At 51.8% G+C, this 26,187-nt stretch carries 18 protein-coding genes; 8 read left to right on the plus strand and 10 right to left on the minus strand.

Translation table 11 applies throughout. From position 1 onward, the window contains the following. Positions 1 to 56 precede the first annotated feature (56 nt). The 3 genes from ACFO3I_RS17340 to galU all read right to left on the minus strand — a co-directional run bounded on the left by ACFO3I_RS17340 (position 57) and on the right by galU (position 3,732). Complete coding sequence (locus tag ACFO3I_RS17340; protein ID WP_377336188.1) at positions 57 to 1,034, minus strand: NAD-dependent epimerase; 978 nt, start codon at positions 1,032 to 1,034, stop codon at positions 57 to 59. A gap of 5 nt (positions 1,035 to 1,039) precedes the next feature. Beyond that, positions 1,040 to 2,398, minus strand: a complete 1,359-nt coding sequence (locus ACFO3I_RS17345; RefSeq protein WP_377336190.1) for a UDP-glucose dehydrogenase family protein — start codon at positions 2,396 to 2,398, stop codon at positions 1,040 to 1,042. 401 nt (positions 2,399 to 2,799) lie between these two features. Further along, positions 2,800 to 3,732 carry a UTP--glucose-1-phosphate uridylyltransferase GalU gene (galU, locus tag ACFO3I_RS17350; protein WP_377336192.1) on the minus strand — a complete coding sequence of 311 codons (933 nt, stop codon included), beginning with the start codon at positions 3,730 to 3,732 and terminating at the stop codon, positions 2,800 to 2,802. 282 nt (positions 3,733 to 4,014) lie between these two features. On the opposite strand from galU, the gene ACFO3I_RS17355 reads away from it, so the two are divergent. The 7 genes from ACFO3I_RS17355 (at position 4,015) to ACFO3I_RS17385 (ending at position 12,783) form a co-directional block, all read left to right on the plus strand. Next, positions 4,015 to 4,353 (plus strand): hypothetical protein, encoded by a 339-nt coding sequence (locus ACFO3I_RS17355; RefSeq protein ID WP_377336194.1) that lies wholly within the window; start codon positions 4,015 to 4,017, stop codon positions 4,351 to 4,353. Next, entirely contained in the window at positions 4,295 to 4,948 is a 654-nt protein-coding gene (locus ACFO3I_RS17360; protein ID WP_377336196.1) for a transglutaminase-like cysteine peptidase, read from the plus strand. The genes ACFO3I_RS17355 and ACFO3I_RS17360 overlap by 59 nt, the downstream gene beginning before the upstream one ends. Positions 4,949 to 4,953: 5 nt before the next feature. Continuing rightward, positions 4,954 to 6,978, plus strand: coding sequence for a bifunctional diguanylate cyclase/phosphodiesterase (locus tag ACFO3I_RS17365; RefSeq protein ID WP_377336198.1), 2,025 nt, complete (start codon positions 4,954 to 4,956; stop codon positions 6,976 to 6,978). Between the two features lie 18 nt (positions 6,979 to 6,996). After that, the gene (locus ACFO3I_RS17370) at positions 6,997 to 7,545 is read left to right on the plus strand and encodes a hypothetical protein (protein WP_377336200.1); all 549 of its coding nucleotides are present in this window, start codon (positions 6,997 to 6,999) and stop codon (positions 7,543 to 7,545) included. A 105-nt stretch (positions 7,546 to 7,650) separates the two neighbouring features. Continuing rightward, positions 7,651 to 8,988 (plus strand): O-antigen ligase family protein, encoded by a 1,338-nt coding sequence (locus ACFO3I_RS17375; protein ID WP_377336202.1) that lies wholly within the window; start codon positions 7,651 to 7,653, stop codon positions 8,986 to 8,988. Between the two features lie 76 nt (positions 8,989 to 9,064). Further along, positions 9,065 to 10,033 carry an ABC transporter substrate-binding protein gene (locus ACFO3I_RS17380; RefSeq protein WP_377336204.1) on the plus strand — a complete coding sequence of 323 codons (969 nt, stop codon included), beginning with the start codon at positions 9,065 to 9,067 and terminating at the stop codon, positions 10,031 to 10,033. After that, positions 10,030 to 12,783: a diguanylate cyclase domain-containing protein gene (locus ACFO3I_RS17385; RefSeq protein ID WP_377336207.1), complete on the plus strand. Its 2,754-nt coding sequence runs from the start codon at positions 10,030 to 10,032 to the stop codon at positions 12,781 to 12,783. The genes ACFO3I_RS17380 and ACFO3I_RS17385 overlap by 4 nt, the downstream gene beginning before the upstream one ends. Before the next feature lie 147 nt (positions 12,784 to 12,930). On the opposite strand, the gene ACFO3I_RS17390 is transcribed toward ACFO3I_RS17385, so the two are convergent. The 3 genes from ACFO3I_RS17390 to ACFO3I_RS17400 form a co-directional block, all read right to left on the minus strand. After that, positions 12,931 to 14,706: a M14 family metallopeptidase gene (locus tag ACFO3I_RS17390; protein WP_377336209.1), complete on the minus strand. Its 1,776-nt coding sequence runs from the start codon at positions 14,704 to 14,706 to the stop codon at positions 12,931 to 12,933. A gap of 237 nt (positions 14,707 to 14,943) precedes the next feature. Continuing rightward, complete coding sequence (locus tag ACFO3I_RS17395; RefSeq protein ID WP_377336211.1) at positions 14,944 to 18,000, minus strand: efflux RND transporter permease subunit; 3,057 nt, start codon at positions 17,998 to 18,000, stop codon at positions 14,944 to 14,946. Positions 18,001 to 18,003: 3 nt separating this feature from the next. After that, a complete protein-coding gene (locus tag ACFO3I_RS17400; RefSeq protein WP_377336213.1) occupies positions 18,004 to 19,086 on the minus strand; it encodes an efflux RND transporter periplasmic adaptor subunit in 1,083 nt (360 codons plus the stop codon). A gap of 189 nt (positions 19,087 to 19,275) precedes the next feature. Between ACFO3I_RS17400 and ACFO3I_RS17405 the strand changes: the two genes are divergently transcribed. Continuing rightward, on the plus strand, positions 19,276 to 20,163 hold the full coding sequence (locus ACFO3I_RS17405) for a LysR family transcriptional regulator (protein WP_377336215.1): 888 nt from the start codon (positions 19,276 to 19,278) through the stop codon (positions 20,161 to 20,163). A 12-nt stretch (positions 20,164 to 20,175) separates the two neighbouring features. Here the strand turns inward: ACFO3I_RS17405 and ACFO3I_RS17410 are convergent, their stop codons facing one another. From ACFO3I_RS17410 to uvrB, 4 genes are all read right to left on the minus strand, one after another. Beyond that, a complete protein-coding gene (locus ACFO3I_RS17410; protein ID WP_377336217.1) occupies positions 20,176 to 21,600 on the minus strand; it encodes a phosphomannomutase in 1,425 nt (474 codons plus the stop codon). 2 nt (positions 21,601 to 21,602) lie between these two features. Further along, entirely contained in the window at positions 21,603 to 23,015 is a 1,413-nt protein-coding gene (locus ACFO3I_RS17415) for a mannose-1-phosphate guanylyltransferase/mannose-6-phosphate isomerase (RefSeq protein ID WP_377336219.1), read from the minus strand. A gap of 187 nt (positions 23,016 to 23,202) precedes the next feature. Beyond that, positions 23,203 to 23,982: a putative porin gene (locus tag ACFO3I_RS17420; protein ID WP_377336221.1), complete on the minus strand. Its 780-nt coding sequence runs from the start codon at positions 23,980 to 23,982 to the stop codon at positions 23,203 to 23,205. A 204-nt stretch (positions 23,983 to 24,186) separates the two neighbouring features. Further along, positions 24,187 to 26,178 (minus strand): excinuclease ABC subunit UvrB, encoded by a 1,992-nt coding sequence (uvrB, locus tag ACFO3I_RS17425; protein WP_377336223.1) that lies wholly within the window; start codon positions 26,176 to 26,178, stop codon positions 24,187 to 24,189. Between the last annotated feature and the right edge of the window lie 9 nt (positions 26,179 to 26,187).

Consider the following 26,187-nt stretch of genomic DNA (forward strand, 5'->3'; position numbering starts at 1 on the left):
AGATGATTTAGAGATTAATATAAAAAGAAGGTGCCTCATATTGGAAAGTTGAACCATCATTTATAGTAAGACCTAAACCATTTGCAAAACATATCCATTCCCATGCTTAACTTAGTAGACGGTTTGAAACCGCAAATTATTTCAAGCTTCTCTGTATCTGCATAAGTTTGATATACATCTCCAGCCTGCATTGGTAGATAATTCTTAATGGCCTTCTTAGCCGTTGCTATTTCTATAGCCTCAATGAAGTCTTCTAATGCGACAGGTTGATTATTACCAATATTTAAAATTGCGTACGATGACGACGGACTGCAGTCTTGGATTCGGACTATACCTTCAACAATGTCGTCTATATAGGTGAAGTCCCGCTGTAGCTTGCCATAGTTGTAAACGTCAATGGTACGTCCTTCCAAAATGGCCTTGGTAAATTTAAAAGGCGCCATATCAGGCCTCCCCCAAGGGCCATACACGGTAAAGAACCGCAAACCAGTGGTAGGCAGCTTATAGAGATGGCTATAGGTATGGGCCATTAACTCGTTGGCTTTTTTGGTAGCGGCATACAGCGAGATGGGGTGGTCTACCCTGTCGTCTTCTGAAAAAGGTACCTTTTCCTGGTTACCGTACACAGAGCTGCTGGACGCGTACACCAAATGCTCAACCTTATTATGGCGGCAACCTTCTAAAATGGTCATCATGCCCACCAGGTTAGAGTCGACATAGGCCATTGGGTTGTCGATGGAATAACGTACTCCAGCCTGCGCCGCCAGGTGAATAACCCGCTGAAACTGCTCTGTAGCAAACAGTTCCGCAATGCCTTCGCGGTCGGCTAAATCCATCTTAATAAAACGGAAATTGCTGGTGGCATTGTGTTGCGCCAGCAGGTTCTGAATGCGGTCTAACCTGGCCAGTTTTAAGTTTGGGTCGTAGTAGTCGTTCAGGTTGTCCAGCCCAACCACTTCGTGCCCTTGCAGCGCCAGCTCTTCGGCCACACGGCTGCCAATAAAGCCAGCCGCGCCTGTCACCAGAAATTTCATAACGTTTATGCCTGTTTAATAGAATCGGCACGGCCAATGGCGTAATAAGCCAGGCCATTACGGTACACCTGTGCTGGGTCGAACAGGTTTCTGCCGTCAAACAACACCTGGTCTGCAACGCTTTCTTTGATCACGGTGAAGTCTGGAGCACGGAAGTTTTTCCACTCTGTACAAATAATTAAGGCGTCGGCAGCATTTAATGCAGCCTCTTTTGTGCCACATAACACCAGGTCGGCTCTGTTGCCGTAAATGCGCTGGGTTTCGTCCATCGCTTCCGGGTCGTAAGCTTTTACAGTGGCGCCGGCAGCCCATAAAGCTTCCATCAGCACACGGCTTGGCGCTTCGCGCATATCGTCTGTATTAGGTTTAAAAGCCAGGCCCCATAAAGCAAAGGTTTTGCCTTTTAACGCGGAAGTGTCTGTGCCTGTAATGCCATAGTGCTTGCAAATAAGCTCAAACAGCTTGGTTTTTTGTTTGTCATTTACGGCTTCTACCGCATTCAGAATTTTAGAGTCGTAACCATACTGGCCGGCCGTACGGGCCAGCGCCTGCACGTCTTTTGGGAAGCAACTTCCGCCGTAACCACAGCCTGCGTAAATAAAGTGGTAACCAATACGAGGGTCGGAACCTATACCGCGGCGCACGTTTTCAATGTCGGCCCCTACCCGCTCAGCAATATTGGCCATTTCGTTCATAAAGCTGATTTTGGTAGCCAGCATGCAGTTGGCGGCGTATTTGGTCAGCTCGCTGCTGCGAACGTCCATCACAATAATTTTTTCGTGGTTGCGGTTAAATGGCGCATACACTTCGCGCATTACGCCTTCAGCAAAGGCCGAACTGGTACCAATAACAATGCGGTCTGGCCGCATAAAGTCGGCTACAGCGGCGCCTTCTTTTAAAAACTCCGGGTTAGACACTACGTCAAACTCAGCATTAAAACCACGGCCTTCTAAAGCCTGGCTAATCACCGCAGTTACTTTGTCGGCTGTGCCTACAGGTACTGTGCTTTTATTCACCACTACTTTGTAGCTTTGCATCAGCTCGCCAATGGTTTTGCCTACGGCCATTACGTACTGCAAGTCGGCAGAGCCGTCTTCGTCTGGTGGTGTGCCTACCGCAATAAAGATAACCTCACCGTGCTGCACCGCTTCTTGTGCGCTGGTGGTAAAACGCAGGTTGCCCTGGGCTACATTGCTTTTTACGACGCTGTCTAAGCCCGGTTCATAAATAGGAATAATGCCTTGTTTTAACCCGTCAATTTTGGCCTGATTAATATCTACACAAATAACGTCGTGGCCTACATCTGCCAAACAAGAGCCTGTAACCAACCCGACATAACCTGTACCAAAAATACTAATCTTCATTCCTTTACCTCTTTTAATACCGCTGTGGGCAGCTGAACAGCCGCCGTTACAAATTGAATTTTATGCCGTTTGTTTTGGCATTCAACGGGCGGGGTAAACCCCGCCCCTACGAAATTCTTTGTTATCTTAGGTTTGAGACTAACCACAGCCCCTACGACCTTTGATTACTGCGTTGGTTTCGGGCGGGGTAAACCCCGCCCCTACGAAACTCTTTATTATCTTAGGTTTGAGGCTGACCACAGCCCCTACGACCTTTGATTACTGCGTTGGTTTCGGGCGGGGTAAACCCCGCACCTACGAAATTCTTTATTACCTTAGGTTTGAGGGTAAACCCCGCCCCTACATCTGTGTCTAACCCACCCCTAAGGATTTACCCAAAGAGCATCAGGGTTGCCTATACATCAGGCAATTAAACTGAATTTTTTACCGGTAACAACAGATTTTAAAAAATCGCCGAATTCGGCACCCAGGTTAGGGTCTTTCAGTGCGTAGGTCACTATGGCTTCCAGGTAGCCTAGTTTACTGCCGCAGTCGTGGCTGCGGCCTACAATGCGGTAAGCTTCTACTTCTTCTTCCCGTACTAACTGCGCTAAGGCGTCAGTTAACTGAATTTCATTGCCAGCACCCGGGCCAGTAAAACCTAACAGTTCCATTACGTTTGGCGACAACACATAACGGCCGGTGATCGCCATATTGGACGGCGCGTCTTCTACGCTTGGCTTTTCTACCATGGCGTACAGTTTTTCTGACTGGCCTTCAGCCAGCGCTGCACCTTGCAGGTCGACCACGCCGTAAGAACTAACAGCGGCCTGCGGCACGGCTTCTACCATAATCTGGCTGGCGCCGGTTTCTTCGTAGCGCTGCAGCATGGCTTTCAGGTTGTCTTTCTTTAAATCGCTTTCGTATTTGCTGATTAATACGTCTGGCAGCAGCACGGCAAATGGTTCGTTACCAATAACTGGCGCGGCACACAAAATGGCGTGGCCCAGGCCAAGCGCTACTGGCTGGCGTACTGAAATAACAGTCACGTTTTTTGGGTTGATAGAACGCACTTCATCCAGCAAGGAACGCTTAACCCGCTTTTCCAGCTGAGTTTCCAGCTCAAAGCTGGTGTCGAAGTGGTTTTCAATGGAGTTTTTACTGCTGTGCGTTACCAGCACAATTTCAGTAATACCTGCGGCAGCCGCCTCTTCCACCACATATTGGATCAGTGGCTTGTCCACCACTGGCAGCATTTCTTTTGGAATGGCCTTGGTAGCGGGCAGCATTCGGGTGCCTAAGCCAGCAACGGGGATAACGGCTTTGGTCACTTTTTTTGGTGGGGTATTTTGCATAAAAACTCCGTTTTAACTTGCTGGTTATAGGTTTCAGAAACGCTTTATACAACGCTCAACAACTCAGCTTTGGCGATTCCGTGCCAGCCCTTGCGGGGCAAACAATGCATTTAAGTCTAATCAAATCTCTGTGACATTGCGGTGACAGCGCATCAGCTAACCTTGGTGCAAAATATTGCTTAAGGCTCGAATTTAAGTTTCTAAGCATAGTTTGTGCCAGCTTAGAAATTCACCGCAAATTCTGGTGTCACCGTCGTAATTTGATAAATATATAACCAAAAAATGCAAAAAAGTGCAACTTTAGTTCTTTTTTGGTGCAAAGGCGCTGCATTATGCAGCATTTTTCGCCGCAAACAATTAAATTTTTCATTTTGGCTTGGCAAAATTGGGCTGAAATGGCAAAGTGTCGGTGATTTTTCCACCATGTTTTATTTTTCCGAAGAAGATCTGAGGCTTGGTTTCCCGTACAGTGATTTCTGGGTTACTCTGGAATTGTCTTTTAAGTTAATTGGCGAGGCCCTGGTGGCAAGTCCGGTTGGCATTCTGCATGGATGGGAGAACTATGCTGGTCAGGTACATAGGCATCTTACTGCTGTCTTTTTCAGTATCTTTATTAGGTAATGCCAGCTACCTGAGCGCTGTATTTGAACCAGAACTGTTAAACATGATTCGGGACAAATACGGAGACAACGCTTTAAAGCGGGTAAACCAGTGGCAGGTGTTGCTAGAGCAAGGCCGTAATGAAGCCGACTGGATACGAATTAATAAGGTGAATCAGTTTTTCAACGAGCGTATCGAGTACAAGTCGGATCAGGCGCATTGGGGAAAACTGGATTACTGGGCCACCCCCATTGAAACCCTGGGTACTGCGGCCGGCGATTGTGAAGACTATGCTATAGCCAAGTATGTGTCGTTAAGAGCTATGGGCGTTCCCGACAGCAAGCTGCGCATTATGTACGTGCGGGCCTTGTCGGTAAACGAACCTCACATGGTGTTGTTGTATTTAGAGAATGAAAATTCAATACCGCTGGTGTTGGATAATCTGATCAAGAGAGTACAGCCAGCAACCCGCCGTCCAGACTTAAAACCAATTTATGGGTTTAATGCTGAAGGGTTATGGCTGGCTAAAGCGCAAGGTCTCGGCCGCAAAGTTGAAGGCAAAACAGGCGGTTCGAACTGGCAGGATTTGCTTAGCAGAATAGAAAAGGGAATGTAACTGTTATGGCGTTTGTATTAAAGGGTAAGTTCCCAGGCATTTCTCTACGGCTTCAGCTGCATCTATTAATAGTGCTGGTTGCCCTTTTTACCTTTGCGTCCAGCCTGTACCTGTCAGTGCAAAGCACTCAGCAGTACCTGAACACTCAAATGAAATCACACGCTCAGGACGCTGCCACCAGCCTGGGTTTGTCTATTTCGGCTTATATGGATGACCCGGATTTAGTGATAGCCCAAACCATGGTAAGCGCTATTTTTGATTCAGGTTATTACGAAGAGCTCACCTTCACCAATACTGCGGGTGAAGTGAAAATTCACCGGCAAAACCCGGTGGAGTTTGATGAAGTGCCGATGTGGTTTGTGTCGATGTTTCCGCTGACACCGCCAATGGAGCAGTCGGAAGTGAATAGTGGTTGGATGGTTGCCGGTGTACTGGCCATTAAGTCTAACCCCGGCATTGCCTACAAAACCTTATGGCACCAGGCCAAACAGAGCTTTTTTAGCATTGCGGCTATTACGGTATTCAGCATTCTGGTGATTCAGCTGATTGCCTTTGCCGTGTTACGCCCGCTGCGCCAGATTGAAAGCCAGGCGTTGGAAGTAGGCAAAAAGAACTTTATGTTGCTGGACAAACTGCCCTTCACCACCGACCTGCGTTCTGTGGTAAAGGCCATGAACGCCATGGTCAGCAATATTCAGCGCAGTTTTACCTCGTTAAGCAAACAAGCTGATGAGCTGAAAGTAAAAGTATTTACCGACCATTTAACTGGTTTGGGCAACCGCCGTTTACTGGAACAGCATTTTGCTGCCGAGCAAAAAAATATGCAGAACCATGAAAGTCATCTGCATATTGGTATGTTAAGCCTGCATTCGCTGGCCGAGGTTAACCATCTGAATGGCTATGAAGCGGCTGACCAATACATTTTGCGCGCGGTAAACGAATTTAAAGAGTTGGTGGACAAAGGCATTGAGGTGGAACTGTTCCGCATCAGCGGCAGCGACATTGTGTTTTTAAGCCATGAGCACGGTTCTGTGCTGGAACGTTTGCTCAATATGCTGAACAGCCGGCTGAAACTGCTCGACAGTGACTTTTACACTGAAGGTTTTGGTTCAGTCATGATGATGGAAGTGGACGCCAAAGATCAGTTGTCTTACTGCCTGTCTACGCTGGACAACGCCAATATTCAGCGTAAGCAGCAACCGGATTTGCCTGTGGTGATCAGCAATGAAAGCCTGGTAAAACCAGAAGGCAGAATGGCCTGGAACCATTTGATCCAGGACCTGATCACCAAACAGGACTTTGAGCTATGGGCTCAGCCAGTGGTGAACAGCGACAACTCCATTGCCTACATTGAGACCTTTGTGCGTTTTATTTACCGTCATGCGCATTTGTCTACCGCTGAAACCTATGCGATGGCAGAACAACAAGGCCTGGCCCTGCAGCTGGACCAGCAGGTAATTAGCTTTATTCTGAACCAGGTAAAACACAAACCTGAGCATATGTACGCCATAAACCTGTCGTTGGGTGCAATTGGCTCGAAAGCTTTCGCCGATTGGCTGGATAAAGAGTTACAACAACTGGGCGGCAAAGTTCGCCTGGTATTTGAGCTGTCAGAGTATTCAGTGCTGAAAGCGCCTGAAGAATGCAAAGCTCTTTTTGAATTAATTAAACGCAACAGATGCAAAATTTGTATCGAGCGTTTTGGTGCCAGTATGACTACCTTCAAATACCTGCAAGGCTTGAATGTAGACTACGTAAAAATTGATGGTGCCTACAGTACCGCGGTTGAAGATCAGGAAAACAGGTTCTTTATTAAGACCTTATGTCAGATCTGCCAAGGCCTTGGTATCAAGGTTCTGGCACCGCATATTGAATGCGAGCAAATGATGGATAGTTGCTTCGCAGCAGGGGTGGATGCAGTACAGGGAAATTGGTTACTTGCTCCGCAAAAGGCTACCGAACAGGTGAAAAAATCTACCTTGACGGCAAGTCTCATTAACCTAGACTTGGCTCATTCGCCCAAATTTTAACCAAGAAGGATGATCGACATGAAGAAAGTAACTATTGCTGCAGCATTATTAGCAGCGGCGACTTTCAGTTCAGCACCAGCATTAGCGCAGGATACTTCTGCGATCACTAATGCGGTGGCGCAGTACGAGACTTTGGTTGCCCAATATCAGACTGGCGACGTAACACTTGAGCAAGCTCAAGCGTTAGCTGCTGCTGATATTGAAGCTAACATCCAGGCGCTGATTGCAGCTGCTCCGGACGAAGCTACCAAAGAAGCGTTATTGCAAGCTGCGCTGGCAGCTGCAGCTACACTGGGTGACGCTGCGGTAACCGCAGTTGCTTCAGGTGCTTCTGCTGCCGGTATGTCTACTGACAGCATTACGACTATCGCTGCTGCAACCCCAGGCGTTAACACTAGTGCAGTTGCTGCTGCAACTGCTGCTGGTGGTCCTGGTGCCGGTGGCGCTGGTGGCGGTGCAGGTGCTGGTGCAGGCGGTAACGTTGGCGCTCCAGGTGGCGGCGGCTTCGGCGGCGGCTCTGGCGGTGGCGGCGGTGGCGGCGGTGGAAACCAAGGCTCCGGCAACTAAAGCTGAAATGTTGTTTAAAAGGGCCTTCGGGCCCTTTTTCTTGTGTACATCTTTTATGCAGAGTTGTTTAATAGAAAACCTGCAGGGCATGGAAAGCATTATTCAATGAGTACTTCGCTGTTATCAGGTTTCATCCGGTTTTTATGCTGCTTTATTCTTGTCTGGTCCCCTATTCCTTTGGCAAGCAACAGGCCTTGGGCCTGGTCGATTCTTGAATTTCTGATCACGCTGACCTTCGCTTTGCATTTGGTTTCTGTGTTGCGAGGCCGTGAACCTTGGTTGGTAGGGCGCTGGCAGGCCTGGGCATTGCTGCCTTTCGGCTTGGTGCTGGCGACTCTTGGTCTGCAATTGCTTTCGCCTTTCACTTGGTTAAGTACTGTCGACCCGAACCAAACTCAGATTATGGCGGTAAAGACGCTCTGTTACGCTTTGTTTGTCTGGTTGATTGGCAGCTATTTCCACAGTGACAAGCAGTTAAAGTTTTTGTGTTATTTCATTATTGCCAGTGGCGTTTTCCAGGCCAGTTATGGCGCCATTCTGAATTTATTAGGTGCTGAAACCTCGCCTGTATTTGGTGTGGTTGAAGGCAACAGAGCCCGCGGTTCCTTTGTGTACCAGAACCATTTTGCCAACTACCTGGCGATGGTGCTGTCGCTGGGCCTGGGTTTATTAATGGCCGAACTGTCGAGCCGGGCCATGCAGTGGAACTGGCGCAACGTCAGCCGGGCTTTGTTGGAATCCTTACTCAGCAGCAAAATTCTGCTACGTCTGGCCATTGTCATTATGGTGATAGGTTTGGTGTTAAGCCGGTCGCGGATGGGCAATGCGGCTTTTTTTGCGGCCCTGCTGGTGGTGTCGCTTTACGCCGTGTGGTTCTACAAAAACCGGCCTGCGCTGCTGAAGCCTTTGGTGATCAGTATTTTTATTATCGACAGTATCGTGATTGGGTCGATGTTTGGCCTGGAAAAACTGCAGCAACGTTACGAAGAAACCTCTTTTGCGTCGGAAGCCCGCGATGAGGTGGTGAAAGACAGTTTGCCGATAGTGGCGGACGCCCCCTGGTTTGGCCATGGCGGTGGGTCGTTTTATACGGTGTTCCCAGGCTATCAGCCCCGGCATTACCATGGTTTTTATGACCACGCTCACAATGAATACCTGCAGTTCTCGATTGAGCTTGGCGTACCTGTGACCTTGTTACTTGGTGCCTGGTTGCTGTGGTTGTTGTGGCTGAATATGCAGACCATGAGGCTGCGACAGAACAAACTCAGCCGAGGCCTGGCCTTTGGTTGCGCCATGGCCATAGTGCATATGCTGATCCATAACGTGGTGGACTTTAACCTGCAGGCCCCGGCCAATGCGTTATTGTTTATTACCTTGTTATGCCTCAGCAGCATTGTGTACGTGCGCAAAGATTACAAAACACAAAGTTCCACCCCAGCCTGATGCCTGAGGAACAGGTGCTGTCGGTTGTTAAGCTGGAGAGTATTTAGCAACATAGGTTGCAAGGATTGCGCGTTTTATGGGGAACGATTTTAGCCTTAATCGTCGGCATTTTTTAAAAATGCTGGCGCTGAGCCCTCTGGCTCCTTTGCTGTTTTCTGGCTGCCGGGACAGAGCCAGTTTTATTCTGGGCACCTACCCTCACCCGGGCCACGAAGCCTTTTATCTGGCCGAGCATTTCGGCCAGTTGCCCGCCAATGTCAGCTTACGCAAAAGTGAGTCTTCGTCTTTGCTGCTAAGCGCGATGCTTGAGGGAAAACTGGATGCAGCCACGCTAGCCCTGGACGAAGTGTTGACCTGCCTGCAACAAGGTGTGCAATTGAGCATAGTGCTCGTGCTGTCAAACTCCTGCGGCTCTGACTACTTGTTATGTCGCCCTGAGCTGAAGCAGCCTCGCCAGATCAAAGGCAAAGTGGTTGCGCTGGAACAACGGCCCGCCACTGAAATGCTGCTCGACCAGACACTGAACAAACTCAAACTGAGCAGAGACGATATTCAGCTGGCCTATTTGCCCCAGCTGCAACAACTAATGGCCTGGCAGGACCAGCAAATTGATTTGGTGATCACCAGCCCTCCTGTTTCGAACTACATCCGCCGGACGGGCGCCAATGCGTTATATCCAGACAGCTGCAACCTGCCACCTTTGTATCAGATGCTGGCCGTCAGATCAGACCGTATGGGTGACGAGGCCACACTACTTGGTGTGTTAAGTGCCTGCCTGGCCGGCCAATCGCACTTGCGGTTATTTTATAACGACAGCATCAACCGCATTGCTGGCTGGCGCAATTTAAGCCTGACCGAGTGTTACGACTACTTCCGTCCGGTTGAGATCCCTGATGTACAGACCAACCTGCGGCTAATGTCTGAGACCGCGCTGATGGCTCAGTCTTGCCAGTTATTGTCGGACTACCTGCCGACAAGGCCAGCCACCGACAAACTGTTTCATACTGAGGCCTTGTACCATCTGCATCTGGAGCAAAGATTATGATGAGATGGCTGCTGTTACTTTGTTGTCTTGCCGGCAGGGCCAGCGCAGAGCAAGCCGTGCTGCGTTTTGGTGTGATGGCGCATTCGACAGACCTGAAAACCAGGATGCAATACGCACCGCTGGCAGATTATTTGTCGACCGCATTAGCCCCGATGAAAGCCGAATTGGTGTTCCTTTCGCCTGACCAGCTCAGTGTCCGGCAGGTCAGTTATCAGGCTGATTTTCTGCTGGCGGATCCTTATGTGTACCTGATGCTCAAAGCCAACCGTTACCTGCAGCCGCCTTTATTGAGCCAGGTGTCACTGCTCCCCCGAGGGGAACTGGCCCAACTGGGCGGCACCATGATTTGCATGAAAGACAACCCACGCTGTGACCTGACCCAGCTGAGCGACGCGCAAATTGCTTCCAGTGGCGACTATTCATTGTCTGGCTACGCTGCTCAGCGCCTGGAACTGCAACAACTTGGTATTCAGTTGGACGCCCGCCGGTTAAGGCACCTGCATTCAGGCCAGGAAGTCGTAGAGCAGGTGCTGGATAAGTTCGTTGACATTGGTTTTGTTCGCAGTGGCACATTGGAAGATCTGACAAAACAAGACAGTGAAACGGCTGCGCTGCTTTCCGTGCTGAACCCGCAGCAACTGGCCAATGTGCCTTTCGTCAGTTCCACCCGGTTGTATCCGGAATGGCCAGTACTGGCGATGCCGGGAGTCCCACCAGAGTTGCAGGAAAAACTGATCCCGGCGTTGTTGCAGTTCAACGACTTTGCCCGGCAGCACCAGCTGAGCTACGGCTTTTCTGCTCCGGCCGACTACAGCGGGGTTGAGTATGCACTGCAGCAGCTGCAATTACCGCCATTTTCCCCTGTTGCAGCGCCTTCGGCATTCCATTGGTTTCATCAGTACCTGAACTACCTGTTAGTGACCCTTGGCCTGCTTATGCTGGTAGCCGCCACCTTTTTAGTGCTCAGACGGCACAACCTGCTGCAACATGAAACCATTGCACAGCTGACGCACGCCAATCAGGAGCTGCAGTTAAATGACCAGCAACACCATGCAGCGCTGAACAGCAGTAAACAGTTGCTGTTTATCAAACTCGACATCCAGGGCCGTATTCTTGGCTGCAATAATTACGCCCTGAAGCTACTGGGCACCGGCTTTGACCAAGCAACAAATGTCTTTCTGCCGGATTGGATCCAGGAGCCGCAACAACGTGCAGCCTTAGTGCCTGCCCTGCACAAACTTCAGAGTGAACCCGGACTGACAGAGTCGCTGGAACTGAGCCTGCAGCTGAGTAGCCGGGAAATAGTGCATCTGGATGCTGACTTGTCATTACTGCCTGGCGCGCCGTCAGACAAACCTGCGTTTGCCCTGATAGGAACCGACGTCAGTCGCCGTAAAGCCATTAAGCAGAAGCTGCAAAAAAGCGTGCAGCGCCTCGACCAGTTGCTGGAGCAAAGCCCGGCCGTGATCCTGGCGTTTGAACCGAAAAGCATGCAGCTGAACTACATCAGCCCGAATTGCTTTACCTTGCATCTGAAAAGTGCCCATGACATTTTGCGAACCCCGGACTGGTTGCAAAGCACCATTGCTGCCGAACACAAGACAGCAATTGATGAGCAGTTCCGGCATTGGGTGGAGTCGAATTACAGCGGCGTGCTGAAATACAGCTACCCGCTGCAGCGCGGCCAGGCAGCCAGCCTGTACCGGGACGTTACCGATCCCAGTTATTCGCAGCTTTGGATTGAAACCCAGCTTTGTGCGGTGCGGGACGACGATGGCAACCTGGTCGAAATTATTGGCTCTCAGATTGATGTCACCGACAATCAGCTCAGCCAGATGAAACGGGAACTGGCGGCCAGCGTATTCACTCAGGCGCGGGAAGGTATTTTTATCACCAATAACCAAGGCACTATTCTCGACCTCAATTCGTCGTTTTGTCGTATCACCGGTTACTCAGAAACTGAAGCGCTTGGGCGTCAGATTGGCATGCTGGGTGGCAATCTGGCGGAAGAAAGCTACCAGCAAAAACTACGCAAAAAGCTGGTCAGCGACGGCTTTTGGGAAGGTGAACTGCAGGGGCGCCGAAAATCCGGCGAGAGCATGGTGTTGTCTTTTACTTTGTCAGCGGTGCGCGACGCAGAGCGCAATGTGCAGCACTTCGTCGCACTGTTTTCTGACATTACCCAACAAAAAGCGCAGGAAGAAAAACTGCGTTTTATTGCCCATTATGATTCGCTGACCGGACTACCGAACCGCTTACTGCTGACCGATCGCATCGAACAGAGCATGTCGCAGGCGAAGCGGAAGAAAAGCAAAATGGCGGTGATTTTTATCGACCTGGATGGCTTTAAAGCGGTGAATGACAGTCTGGGTCATGAAGCCGGTGATTACCTGCTGATTGAACTTGCCAACCGGATGCGCACAGCGATGCGCGAGAATGACACGCTGGCGCGTTTAGGTGGGGATGAGTTTATTGCCTTGATCACTGAGCTGGCCGCACCAGAAGATGCGGTTCCATTTGCTGACCGCTTGCTTGCTGCGGCCGGGAAGCCGGTGCAAATTGGCCAAAACACAGTCCGGGTCAGTGCCAGTATCGGCATTACCGTCTTCCCACAACCTGAAGCCGCCGACGCCGCCAGCCTGTTACGTCAAGCCGATTTGGCGATGTATCACGCCAAACGTCAGGGCAAAAACCAATACAGCTTCTGGCAACCACAACTCGAACAAGAGCCCGAACCGCAAAAAGAATAAATCACTCTTTTGGGGTCAGGTCTTGTATTTTGTATTCACTGGGGGTCAGGTCTTGTATTTTGCGTTTCTGTATTCATTGGGGTCAGGTCTTGTATTTTGCGTTTCAATGCAAAATACAAGACCTGACCCCAATGGATTAGCAATGGATTAGTGTTCTAGCAGGATTGGGTATTTGAGGTATTTTTGGTCGTAATAAGGTAAACGCTTATACCACCACTGCACTTTGGCTTCCGGCGACGCGGCCAGTTCTTTGTCGGCTTTGACGGCTTCATCAAATTCCTTTTTCAGCGCTTTGTCCTGTTTGGCGGCTTCTTCAATCAGAGGGACAATGGCATAAGGCTCGAAGTATTCGGTGCGTTCAAACATACCTGGCATATAACCCCAGTGGAACAATGAATCTGGCGCTGAAGGTTCGAGCAGTGCCACGGCCAGGCGGCCAAGTGGCTGGTCGGTGCTGACACGTACGGCTCCGGCTGGCAAGGTAATTTTTTTCCAGTCGCGTTTGAACTGAGCTTCAATCATAAAGCGGCTTTCAAATGACTTGGGAGCAACAGTCCATTGAGTGGCCGTCAGTTGCTGCAATTGAATGGTCTTCGGTGACTTAATGCGCGTTGTCGCAATACCATGCAAAGCCAGTTTGGCCAGCACCTGGTGCTGCTCTGGCATGACCCAATAAGCCGCAGGTACGTCCACTTCCAGTGCCGGTACTTTTTCCCAGTACTGAGGCAGCGCGTCATACACTTTCGGTTCGCCGGTCCAGGCCTGGTACTTCAGGCCAGTAATTTTGTCGGTGCGAAGCTCTGACGCTACGCCTAAAAAGCGGATTGGGTCAGGCGTCTCGCTGGCTTTATAGGCCAGAGTTAAGGTCGCAGGCCGGGCGTTTTCGTCGGCTTTTTTCGCCAGCTGCAGCACTTTGCCTTGTTCAGCCAATAGCTTGAGCGTTTTCTCCAGCAACACATAAGTACCGAGCACCCGCTGGCGGTACGGTTTTAAGCTGTGGTTTTCAATCAACACCGTTGGGATATGGCGGATATCGCCATAACCATTGGATAAGCGCGGGGTAAAATGCGCGCCACTGATGCCTTTGCTGAAATCCAGCGGGTCGACTCCAAACACCAGCGGGCCCGGAATATGACCGGCTTCACGTAACGCCTGGTTCAGCTCAGGGCGGTACACAGACGCCAGCCAGCTGGCAGCATTCGGGCTTGCCGCATGCACAGGCTCGTTAAAACCAAAGGTAATGTCGTATTGATAGTCTTCGCCGTCTGTGACGTGAATATCCAGGTAAAGATCGGGTTTGTAGCTGTTCAGTACTTTGAGCAGCGCCTGCATTTCCAGCGCCTCGGCTTTGGCGTAATCCCGGTTTAAATTCAGGTTCTGCGCGGTAGAGCGCCAGCCCTGCAGTTCAGGACCACGTTGATTCATCCGGTTGTATTTGCCGCTGCGCTCATGGGCGTCAACCGACAAAACAGGAATAAACAACAGGTTGACGTCATTCAGCAAGCTGGCTTTGTCGCCATGCACTATGTCTCGCAGCAACATCAGACCAGCGTCTTTGCCGTCAATTTCACCGCTATGAATACCGGCCTGCACCAGCAACACTGGCTTGCCATCTTTGCCAATTTGCTCCGGATCCGTGCCGGCTTTGACCAGATAGACAGAACGGCCCTGCGGGCTGACGCCAATCATGTCCATGGTCACCAGCGGGCTGCTGGCCACTAAACGGTCGAGGAATTTAAAGGTTTCGTCGTAGCTTGGTGTTTTGGTCAGGCCGGATATTTCGGCAGGAGTCACCCAAGGGTATTGGGCTTCTTTTTGTAATTGGGTGGAGGCACCAGACCAGGCCGGTAACGGAGGTAAATGATCAGCTGCAAACGCAGAAAAACAAAAGGCGGACAAAGTTAAAATTTTTATTTTGTTCATTGCTTCATATCCATCGGGGAGCCGGAGCCTGACTCCCGTTGTCCTGAGAACCAGTTGGCCGATGAAGAAGGCATATCACGACCAAGCTGCTGTAAGGCACTGCAGCGCACAGAACTGTTGCCTGCAGTGACCTCAGGTTAGCATATTCTGAAACAGAAAAGTCCGGTAAAAACCGGACTTTGTGCAGGAATTTCAGCAAAGATTTTGTACGGACCCGACCTGGCGCCTTTGGCTGGCTCAGGCCGGCGTTTTGATCCGGTAAATAGAGCAGTACATCAACGGCAAGAACAGCAGCGTCAGTACAGTACCAAAGCCCAGACCAAACATAATCACCACCGCCATACTGGCGAAGAAATCGTCCGACACCAGTGGGATCATGCCAAGAATGGTGGTGATGGCCGCCATGGCCACTGGCCGCACCCGACTGACCGCACTGTCAAACACCGCCGCAAAGGCCGCTTTGCCTTCGGATAATTCCAGCTCAATCTGGTCCAGCAACACAATGCCATTTTTCACCAGCATGCCGGACAGACTGAGGAAGCCCAGCAAGGCCATAAAACCAAAGGGCACCCGCAGCAGCAATAAACCACAGGTGACACCAATAATGGCCATAGGTACACAAGCCCAGATCACCGCCGCGTCCCGCATCGAATTAAACAGCAGTACGGTGATCACAAACATCACCAGGTAGCCCAAAGGCAAGGAGCTGAACAAGGCCTTCTGTGCTTTGGTTTGAGCTTCCAGTTCCCCACCCCAGTTCAGCTGATAACCAGGCGGCAGTTCGATGGCTTCGATGGCCGGGCGTACCCGTTTTAATAAGGCGGCCGCGGTATCGTCACTCAACACATTGTGGTCGGCCATCACGGTCAGCGTGCGCTTGCGATCGCGGCGCATGATCTGTGGATCTTCCCACTCAATGTTAAAACCGGACACCACCTGGCTGATCGGCACATAGCGGTTCAGCTTGCTGCTGTACACCTGAATATCACTCAGCGCATCGACATTCTGCCGCTCGTCCTCCGGCGCCCGGGTGATGATAGGCAGCAGATGAGTACCGTCACGGTAAATACCCACCGTCTTGCCACTGACATGGGTCAGCAGTACATCGTCGATGTCCTGTTTGCTGATACCAACCCGGCGCGCTATGGCTTCATTAAACTGCGGCCGGATCACTTTCACTCTGTTGCTCCAGTCGTCACGCAAATTGGTGGTGCCACTGTCCTGCTGCAAAATCTGTCTGGCCTGCTCGGCCAGTTGCCGCAGCACTTCGGGCTCAGGCCCGCTGAACCTGGCTTCAATTTTCGCCGTGGTGGCAGGCCCTACTTCCAGCCGTTTCAGCTTGTGCAGCAAACGTGGCTGTTGTTCGGTGACATAATGACGCACGTCTTTCATCCGCTCCGTCAGTACAGTTAAGTCCTGCACCCGCACTATCAGCTGGCTGTAGCTGGCGTAGAATTTCTCTGGCTGGTAGGTCAGCATAAAACGGTCCGCACCGCGACCACTGGTCAGGGTGACGGCTTCGACGCCTTCCAGCCCTTGCAGGTAATTCACCAGCTCCAGCGCGTCCTGATCAGACTGGCGGATATCCGTACCGGCCGGTTGCCATAAATCAACCAGAAAAATCGGCGTGGTCGATGGCGGGAAAAACACCTGTTTTACTTTGGCAAAACCCAGCACCGACACCACCAGCAGCACCAGCATCAGGCTGTAGCTAAGCACCCTGTGTTTCAATGCGGCGCCTAACAAGGTGCGGTAAGCGTCAAAAATAAAGCCTTTGTACAATTCGGGCTCAGCGTCGCTTGCTTCAGCGGCTGTCTTTTTGAAAAACAGGCTGGCAAAAAATGGAGTCAGGCTGATGGCGGTTAACCAGCTTAGTAACAAACTGACCAACAACACCCAGAACAGCGACCCGGCAAACTCGCCGGTGGCATCACTGGAAAGGCCAATAGGCGCAAAAGCGGTGACCGCGATCACGGTGGCCCCCAGCAACGGCCACTGGGTTTGTTTAACGATGGCAGAGGCCGCCTGAGTCACCGACAAGCGCCTCTGCAGGCCAATAAGAATACCTTCAGTCACCACTATGGCGTTGTCGACCAGCATACCCAGCGCAATAATCAGCGCGCCCAGCGACACCCGCTGCAGCTCAATTTGCATTTGCTGCATAAAAATAAAGGTACCAAGCACGGTCAGCAGCAGAATAAGGCCAATCAGCACGCCGCTTTTCAGCCCCATAAACACCAGCAACACCACAATAACAATGGCAACCGATTCCACCAGATTCAGCACAAAACCCTGCACCGACACTTCCACCTCGGCCGGCTGGTTGTACACCGTATTGATGTCCATGCCGACCGGACGGGCGTATTCCAGCTGCTGTAAACGGGCCGCCACAGCCTGGCCGACATCCACCACATTGACGCCACTGGCGAAGGAAATGCCCAAGGTCAGGGTGTTTTTGCCATTAAATTTCAGGATTTGGCTGGGGCTTTCCACCACGTCGCGGTATACCCTGGCGACGTCACCGAGGTAAATCAGCTCTTTTGCTGCCGGGTTGCTGATGATCAGTTGCTCCAGCTCCTGCACCGACTGGAACTCACCGGTCGGGTGAATGCGGATCCGGTCTTCCCCTACTTTAATGCTGCCGGCATTGGACACCACATTCTGCGTTTGCAGCAGGCTGGCAATTTGCGTGGGTGGAATGCCAAGCGCCGCCAGGCGGGAGCGGGAAAACTCCACCACCACTTGCTCTTGCTGACGACCACTGACGGACACTTTGCCGACACCGTCTACCAGCACCAGATCGCGGCGCAAAAAGTCGACATAGTCACGAATTTCTTCGTCGCTGTAACCATCGCCGGTAATGGCATACAAAATGCCGTATACGTCACCAAAATCGTCATTCACCACTGGAGTGCCAACACCCGGCGGCAGCTGAGGTTTTAAATCGTTGACCTTGCGGCGCAGCTCATCCCAGATTTGCTTTAACTCTTTGGCGCGGTAAATCCCTTTCATTTCCACCATGATCTGCGAGCTGCCGGCAGTCGAAATGGAGGTGACATGGTCCACATAAGGCAATTGTTGAATAGCACTTTCCAGCGGATAACTGACTTCCTCTTCCACCTGCAGCGGCGAGGCGCCAGGGTATTGGGTCAGTACCATCGCCTGCTTCAGGGTAAATTGCGGGTCTTCCAACCGACCCAGCCCCAGATAAGCCAGAATACCGCCAATCAGCAAAATGGCTGTAACCATCCAGGATGACGTTTTGCTGCGGATAAAATACTGTGCGACATCCATGGCTTACAGCCCCCGCTCACGCTGCCAAGGCCGCACATTCTGTCCTTCCTGCAGCTGATGCACACCGGCGGTGACCACCTGTTCCCCCGCACTCAGGCCAGAGCGGATCTCCAGCCCTTGCTGAGTCAAGCGGCCTGTGGTGACTGCGCGGCGTGTTACCTGGCTTTGCTCCGGCTGATACACCCAGACAAACTGCTCTTTGGCATCGGCGGCCTGGTCATTGGCGGAAAATACCGCGCTGGCAGGCACCAGCACGGCATGTTCCTGCAAATGCATCAGCGAGCTTAAATCGGCAATCAAATTGGCGGTCATGCCGGACAGCACATTAAATTCGGTCGGTTGTGGCATGGAAAACACCACTTTAAAACTGTTGGTGGCGCTGTCGGCTCTGGTGTCCCACTCTTTGATACTGGCTTTGTAACTTAAGCTTGGGTAAGAGTCGAACACCACGTCCGGCTGATAAGTCTGGTCTTTTTTCACCAGCGCAATCACGTCTTCCGGCACCTGGATCACTACATCCACCATGCCTTTTAACTGCAATTCCAGAATGGCTTGCTGCGCAGCAACGTTTTCATGGTTTTCCACCAGGGTGCGCGAGACGGTGCCACTAAAAGGCGCCACCAGACTGGTGTAGCTCAGGTTGGTCTGGGCGGTTTTTAAATCGGCTTCGGCCACTTGCAACTGCGCTTTGGCTTCATCAAATACCGATTGCGACACCAGCCGCTGACCTATCAGCGAGTTGGCGCGGTCAAACTGGGCTTTGGCCAACTGGAAACGGGCGCTGGCCTGCTCCACTTTCAGTTTAAAATCGGTTTGATCCAGTTGCCCCAGCAACTGGCCTTGTTTGACTTCCTGGCCCGGGCGAATGGCAAATTGCGTCAGCTTGCCGCTAACCCGAAAGGTGAGTCGGGCATTTTCTGTTGGCTCGACCACGGCAGGGAATTGACGTTTCAGCCTGGCTGAACCATCGTCGACCTGAAACAGTTTCACAGGCCGGGCGGCAGGTTCCGCCTCTGTGGTTTCAGGTTTTGAACAGCCAACCAGAGTGGTCAGCGCCAGGCCAAGCAGCCAGCATGATAAACGCATGGAAATCTCCCTTATTCCTTCCAGAAAACAGCACTATACAAAAGCCATTTTGAAGTTAAAATTTATATTTATTTCTCTACTTCATAAACTTTACTTATAACCCTTTGGGGTCAGGTCTTGTATTTTGCATTGAAACGCAAAATACAAGACCTGACCCCAATAGACCCCAATAGAGCGAAGCTGCTGCCGATGAATTTACAACAACTTCAGATCCTGGATGCCATAGTGCACTGCGAAAGCTTGCAGCAGGCCGCACAGAAACTGCACAAAACTCAGCCAGCTCTCAGCATGGCACTTAAAAAACTGGAACAGGATTGTGGTTTTGCATTACTGGACCGCAGCCAGTACCGGCTGCAGCTGACTCCGGCTGGCCAGCGCTTTTATCTGCAGGCGCAACAAGTGCTGCAACAAAGCCACCAGCTGAAATCTCTGGCCCGTCATTTAAGTTCAGGTGCGGAACCCAGCTTACGAATTGCCTTTGATGAAGCCATTGATCTGTCAGAGTATTTACCCGTTATTGCCGCAGCGCAACAGGCCTACCCTCAAACCGAGCTGAAACTCAGCTGTGATTACCGTTTGAAAGCTCTGGAAAAACTGAACAGTCAGCAGGCTGACTTGGCGGTAAGCCCCTGGTACGACGTTTTTATTGGCCTTGGCGATTTCGACACCATTGCGGTCGGTCGCTTCGAACTTATTTGTGTCGCCACCCCACAATTGCTAAGCCGGCTTGGCAAACCACTGACGCAGCACACACAGCTGGCGGAGTTGCCTCAACTGGTGGCTGATTCGGATGCATTAAGTTTTGATGCCGGCGCCTTGTTGCCGCTGCAATCGCCGCATCGGGTTAAGGTGAATAACAGTCTGTGTATGAAGCAGGCTCTGCTTGCTCACTTAGGCTGGGGCATGGTGGCGCACTATCAGGTGCAGGCAGAGCTTGAACAAGGAACGCTGGTGCAACTGCACCCGACCGAGTTTCCACGTTTTATTGGCGGCGAAGTGCACCTGGTGCGGCACAAACATCAGCTGCTCGGCCCTGTTGCTGACACTATCTGGCAGCAACTGGCCGGGCGAATTTAGTCAGACAGCGGACTAACCGAGTTGCTGCTTAAGGCCGGTAAGCACCTGAGCAACCAGAGCCACAGCCATCGCTTCGGTCTCGCATTCCACATAGCAGCGCAGCTCTGGCGCATTACCTGAAGGGCGCAGATGCACTATGTCGCCACCACTTAACGTCAGCCGTAAACCATCGGTCAGGTCCTGCGCCAGCACCTGCAGATCGGCCAGCCCAAGTTGAGCCAACAACCAAGCCGGATCCGCGGCCGCGGCCTGCAGTAACGCCTGGCTTTGGGCTACCGGCACCTGCTGCAAACGATCACTGGCAGTAAAACGCTGCGGCAAATCGGCGCAAAGCGCGGACAAGGGATGTGAACCCGCGGCAAATAACAACGCCAACCCAGGCAACAAAGCGTCCCGGGTTGGCAATGCCGCTAAATGGCCGCCCAGAAACGCGACGTCGCTACCCAGGATAAAACCGCCGTTAGCTTCAAAGCCGGCATAAGGTTCGGAGCTGCCGGCCCAGGCGTCAAAGGCTGCGATAACGTACGGAGAACCAATTTTGGTGCGAACCACCCGGGCAAAAGCGCCGGACGCTTCAATGGCCGTATTGCAACTGACAGGCACAGCCAGTTGCTGGATACCTAAAGTTTTGGCACAGAGCAAACCAACCATATCGCCACGTAACCACTGGCCTTTTTCATCGGCGATCAGTGGCCTGTCGCCATCACCATCGGTAGAAAAAATAGCGTCAAAAGCAAATTCATCCGCCCAGGCTTTGGCTTTTTGCTTATCGGAATCCGCCACCGCTTCAGTATCAATGGGCACAAAGGTATCGGTGCGATCCAACGTGGTCACTTGGGCACCTAAGGCTTCAAAAACCTGACGGTACAGGTCGCGACCGGCACTGGAGTGTTCATACACGCCAATATGCTTACCCTGCAGACAATGGGCCGGAAACAAATCCAGATAACGCGCCAGGTAGGCATCTGCGGCAGCAGGACTCAGCTGCAGTACAGCTGGGCTAAAGGCGACAGGAGCCGACGTTACCGCCAGAATGGCCAATTCATCGGCTTTGCTGATTTCGCCATCCGGCCGGTAAAACTTCAGGCCATTGCGGTCAAACGGAATATGACTGCCTGTCACCATAATGGCGGGCACCTGGTCCTGCATGGCTTTACAGGCCAGCGCCGGAGTTGGCAGCACACCGTAGTAATCGACCTGTACGCCGCAGGCCTGGGCCATACCGGCGCAGGCTGCGGCCATACTGACACTGCTGGGCCTGTTATCAATGCCCAGTGCAATGCGGTCAAATTGGAAGCCCTGCCGCATCACCTCAATAAAGGCTTGGGTGAATGCACCGCAGTTGTCGTCGTTGAAAGCGGACACCAACCCTCGGGCGCCGCTGGTACCAAACGCAATGCCACTTTGTGCCAGTTGCTGCTGAACAGTCCGACTCATGTTCAAACCCTGCCGTAACGGTCAGAAAACCGCACAATGTCGTCTTCACCCAGATAGGCGCCCGATTGCACTTCGATCAGTTCCAATGGAATTTTCCCCGGGTTTTCCAGCGCATGCACAGCGCCCAGCGGGATATAAATGGACTGGTTTTCCGCCAGCAGGCTTTCTTTGCCATCCACAGTGACCTTGGCGGTCCCTGAGACCACAATCCAGTGCTCGGCCCGGTGATGGTGCATCTGAATGGACAGTTTCTCGCCGGGTTTGACGCAAATACGTTTCACCTGATAACGCGCGCCACTGTCAATGGAATCATAGTGTCCCCAGGGCCGATAGACTTCACGATGCACTTTATGCTCGTTACGCTCAGCTGCTTTTAATTGCTGCACCACGGCTTTAACGTTCTGCACCTGGTCTTTCGCCGCCACCAATACCGCGTCTTTGGTTTGCACCACCACGGTATTCTCCAACCCCACAGTCGCCACCAGACAGGTTTCTGCCAACACAAAATTGCCGGTACTGTTGACGGACAACACATCGCCCTGATGCACGTTGTCCTGCAGATCTTTTGGGCTGATGTCCCACAAGGATGACCAGGAACCGACGTCACTCCAGCCAGCGTCCAGCGGCACCACCACGGCGGCATCGGTCTTTTCCATCACCGCATAGTCGACCGAATCATCCGGACAGGCGAGGAAAGCGTCGCTATTAACCCGGATAAAATCCAGATCCGGGTTCACTTCGCCCATCGCCAGCTCACAGGCTGCATAGATGTCGGGCCTGAACTGCTTTAACTGCTGCAGGTAAACGCTGGCACGAAACATAAACATGCCGCTGTTCCAGTAATAATCGCCTGACGCCAGGTACTGCTCAGCCACCTCACGTTTGGGCTTTTCGACAAACTGCCCCACTTTGTACGCAGAGAACTGCTCGTTCAGCTTGCTGGCTCGCCGGATATAACCATAACCGGTTTCCGGGCTGACCGGCACAATGCCAAAGGTGACCAGCAAGCCCTGCTCCGCCAACACCGTGGCCTGACGGACTGCGGTCTGAAAATAGTCGTTTTGCGCAATCACATGGTCTGCGGCCAGCACCAGCAGTAACGGATCCTGCGCCTTCTTCACTGCAGTAAATGCCGCTAAAGCAATGGCCGGCGCCGTATTGCGGCCAACAGGCTCAAGAATGATGTTGTGATCCAGCTGATGAATTTGCCGTAACTGCTCTGCAGCAATAAAACGATGCTCTTCGTTACAAATCACCAAAGGTGCGCTGCAATCCAGCCCCTCCAAACGCCCAATGGTCGCCTGCAACATGGTTTGCTGACCATTGAGCTTTAAAAACTGCTTCGGCATCAAATCACGCGATAAAGGCCACAAACGGCTGCCGGTTCCTCCGGCCATAACTACGGGGAAAATCATAACTGTCCTTCACTGAAGCTGATCTCGAACTCACTGTTAAGCTACCACAGACTCTGGCTGAACTCCTGCAAAATCAGCAGCAAAGCAAGCGCCAACTTGCGAGGTGCTGCCGTTTTGCACAGCCAGTAGCCGCCATAAAAAAAGGCCCCGCAGGGCCTTATTCTCAGTTAAGTTTTTGAACTACAGCTTAGAAACGGTAGCTAACGCCAACTGAATACACGTCATCGCCGGTTTCCAGTGTGTCAAACGCCACTTCAGCCTGTACCGACAGGTTTTGCATGGCAAACCAGCGGGCACGCATGCTCAGGCTGTCTTCGCTTTCGCTGAACACGTCATCAGAAATCCACTGATAACCGACACCGGCAGAGAAGTTTTTACCGAAGTAATAATCAGCACCGACGCCATAACGGGTGGCCGACGAGTTGCGGTAATCCAGGATATTGGCTTCCAGATTCATCATGTCGCCTGTGCCTAAATCCCACAGTTTTTTGGTCATAATGCCGTAGTTGGTGTAGCTGCCTTCACCGTCTGGGCGGTTGTGCTCAACGAGCAGGCCCGCCAGCCAGTCATTGGTAATAAAATAACCCAGGGTAGCAGAGGCAGTCTGGTCGTCAGTATTGCTGTAGTGAGTCCATTCCAGAGCGCCGTAGAAGTTATGTTGAGACGACATGTACTCGCCGCCAACAGACCAGTTATTTTGGTCATAGTCTTCAACAGATGTACGACCTAAAGTACCGAAAACACTGGCGTTTTTATTGATGAATGCGGACTCAGCCAGAGGAGTAGCGCCTGACGTATCGACCGGCGTCAGGAAAAAGCGGTGACTTAATTGCCAGGCATCGAAGTCCAAACCGGTGTTACCCAGGTCACCCCAACCATAATTGACGGTGCTTTCGTTCTGGTAACCGTTCGCTGCTACACCCGTTGATACAGCAGCAATCATTAAAGCAAGCAAAGAACTTTTCATAAGGATATTCCTTTTATTTAAGAAAACTCCGGCAGTTTACAGCGGGTTAACTTAATGCTTTCTGAATATCACTGTGAAAATATGTAAACATTTCAGAAGGTTAAAAAACAACCACTGGGGTTCAGGTCTTGTACCTTTGGGGTCAGGTCTTGTATTTTGCATTGAAACGCAAAATACAAGACCTGACCCCAAAAGACCCCACAGTTAGATTTCGAGCAGGGCTTCACGCAGTTGATGGATTTGGTCGCGCACGGCTGCGGCTTGTTCAAACTCCAGGTTCTTGGCGTGAGCCAGCATTTTTTGCTCCAGCTGTTTGATTTCGGCCTGCAGCTGATACGGGGTTTTGCCTTTGGCCAGCTTCAGTTTCTCTGCCACTTTCGGCTCGGCATTGTCCTGGCCTAAATCCATTACATCCGCCACTTTTTTGCGAATGGCCTGCGGCTGAATGCCATGCTCTTCGTTGTAGGCAATTTGTTTGGCGCGGCGACGCTCAGTTTCGTTGATGGCTCTGTCCATTGAACCTGTGATGCGGTCGGCATAAAGGATGGCTTTACCGTTCAGGTTACGGGCGGCGCGGCCTATGGTTTGAATAAGTGAACGTTCGGAACGTAAAAAGCCTTCTTTGTCGGCATCCAGTATCGCCACCAGCGACACTTCGGGAATATCCAGACCTTCACGCAGCAGGTTAATACCCACCAGCACGTCAAATACCCCCAAACGTAAATCACGGATAATTTCCATCCGTTCGACGGTGTCGATATCCGAGTGCAAATAGCGCACCTTCACACCATGGTCGGACAGATAATCAGTCAGATCTTCCGCCATCTTTTTGGTCAGGGTGGTGACCAGTACCCGCTCCTGCCGCTGTGCGGCCTGGTAAGCTTCGGACAACAAATCGTCGACCTGGGTCGCCACCGGGCGGATTTCGATTTGCGGGTCAACCAAACCCGTTGGCCGCACCACCTGCTCCACCACTTCGCCGGCTGAATGCTCAAGCTCATAATTTGCCGGTGTGGCCGACACATAAATACGTTGTGGCGCTATGGCTTCAAATTCTTCAAACCGCAGCGGTCTGTTATCCAGTGCCGACGGAAGGCGGAAGCCATAATTCACCAGGTTTTCTTTGCGTGAACGGTCACCTTTATACATGGCGCCGATTTGCGAAATGGTCACGTGCGATTCGTCGATAAACATCAGGCCGTCAGCCGGGAAATAATCCAGCAAGGTCGGCGGCGGTTCGCCTTCGGCCCGGCCGGATAAATAACGTGAGTAGTTTTCAATGCCGGAGCAGTAACCCAGCTCCACCATCATTTCCAGATCAAACAAAGTACGTTGGCCGATGCGCTGCTCTTCAATCAGACGATTTTCTGCCAGCAACTGCGCACGCCTGTCTTTCAACTCCAGCTTGATCTTGTCGACCGCTTCCAGAATTTTCTCCCGCGGCGTCACATAGTGAGTTTTCGGGTAAATGGTGTAACGGCTCAGTACTTTCTCTACCGCGCCACTTAAGGGGTCAAACAGGCTGATACGTTCAATTTCTTCGTCGAACAGTTCCACCCGAACGGCAATTTCGTCCGATTCAGCCGGGAAAATATCAATCACGTCGCCACGCACCCGGTAGGTTGCGCGCTCAAAAGCTACGTCGTTGCGGTTGTACTGCAGCTCGGCCAGCCGGCGTAAAATGCTGCGCTGGTCGACAATGTCGCCCACTTTCAGGTGCAGCAGCATTTTCATATAGGATTCTGGGTCGCCCAGACCATAAATAGCCGACACCGACGCGATGATCACCACGTCGCGGCGCTCCATCAGGGCTTTGGTGGCCGACAAGCGCATTTGCTCAATGTGCTCATTAATAGAGGCATCTTTTTCAATAAAGGTGTCGCTGGCCGGAACGTAAGCTTCGGGCTGGTAATAGTCGTAGTAAGACACAAAGTACTCGACCGAATTATTCGGGAAGAACTCTTTCATTTCACCGTACAACTGAGCCGCCAGGGTTTTATTATGCGCCATGATTAAGGTGGGCCTGTTCACCTGCGCAATCACATTGGCCATGGTGAACGTTTTACCAGAGCCGGTGACACCAAGCAGGGTTTGATGCGCCAGGCCAGCCTCGAGCCCGTCTACCAGTTGGCGGATGGCGGTTGGCTGGTCGCCAGCAGGCTGGTACTGAGAAACCAATTCAAAATCACGACTCATACCCGGGCC

The organism is Rheinheimera marina (assembly GCF_042654345.1).
GTDB lineage: Bacteria > Pseudomonadota > Gammaproteobacteria > Enterobacterales > Alteromonadaceae > Pararheinheimera > Pararheinheimera marina.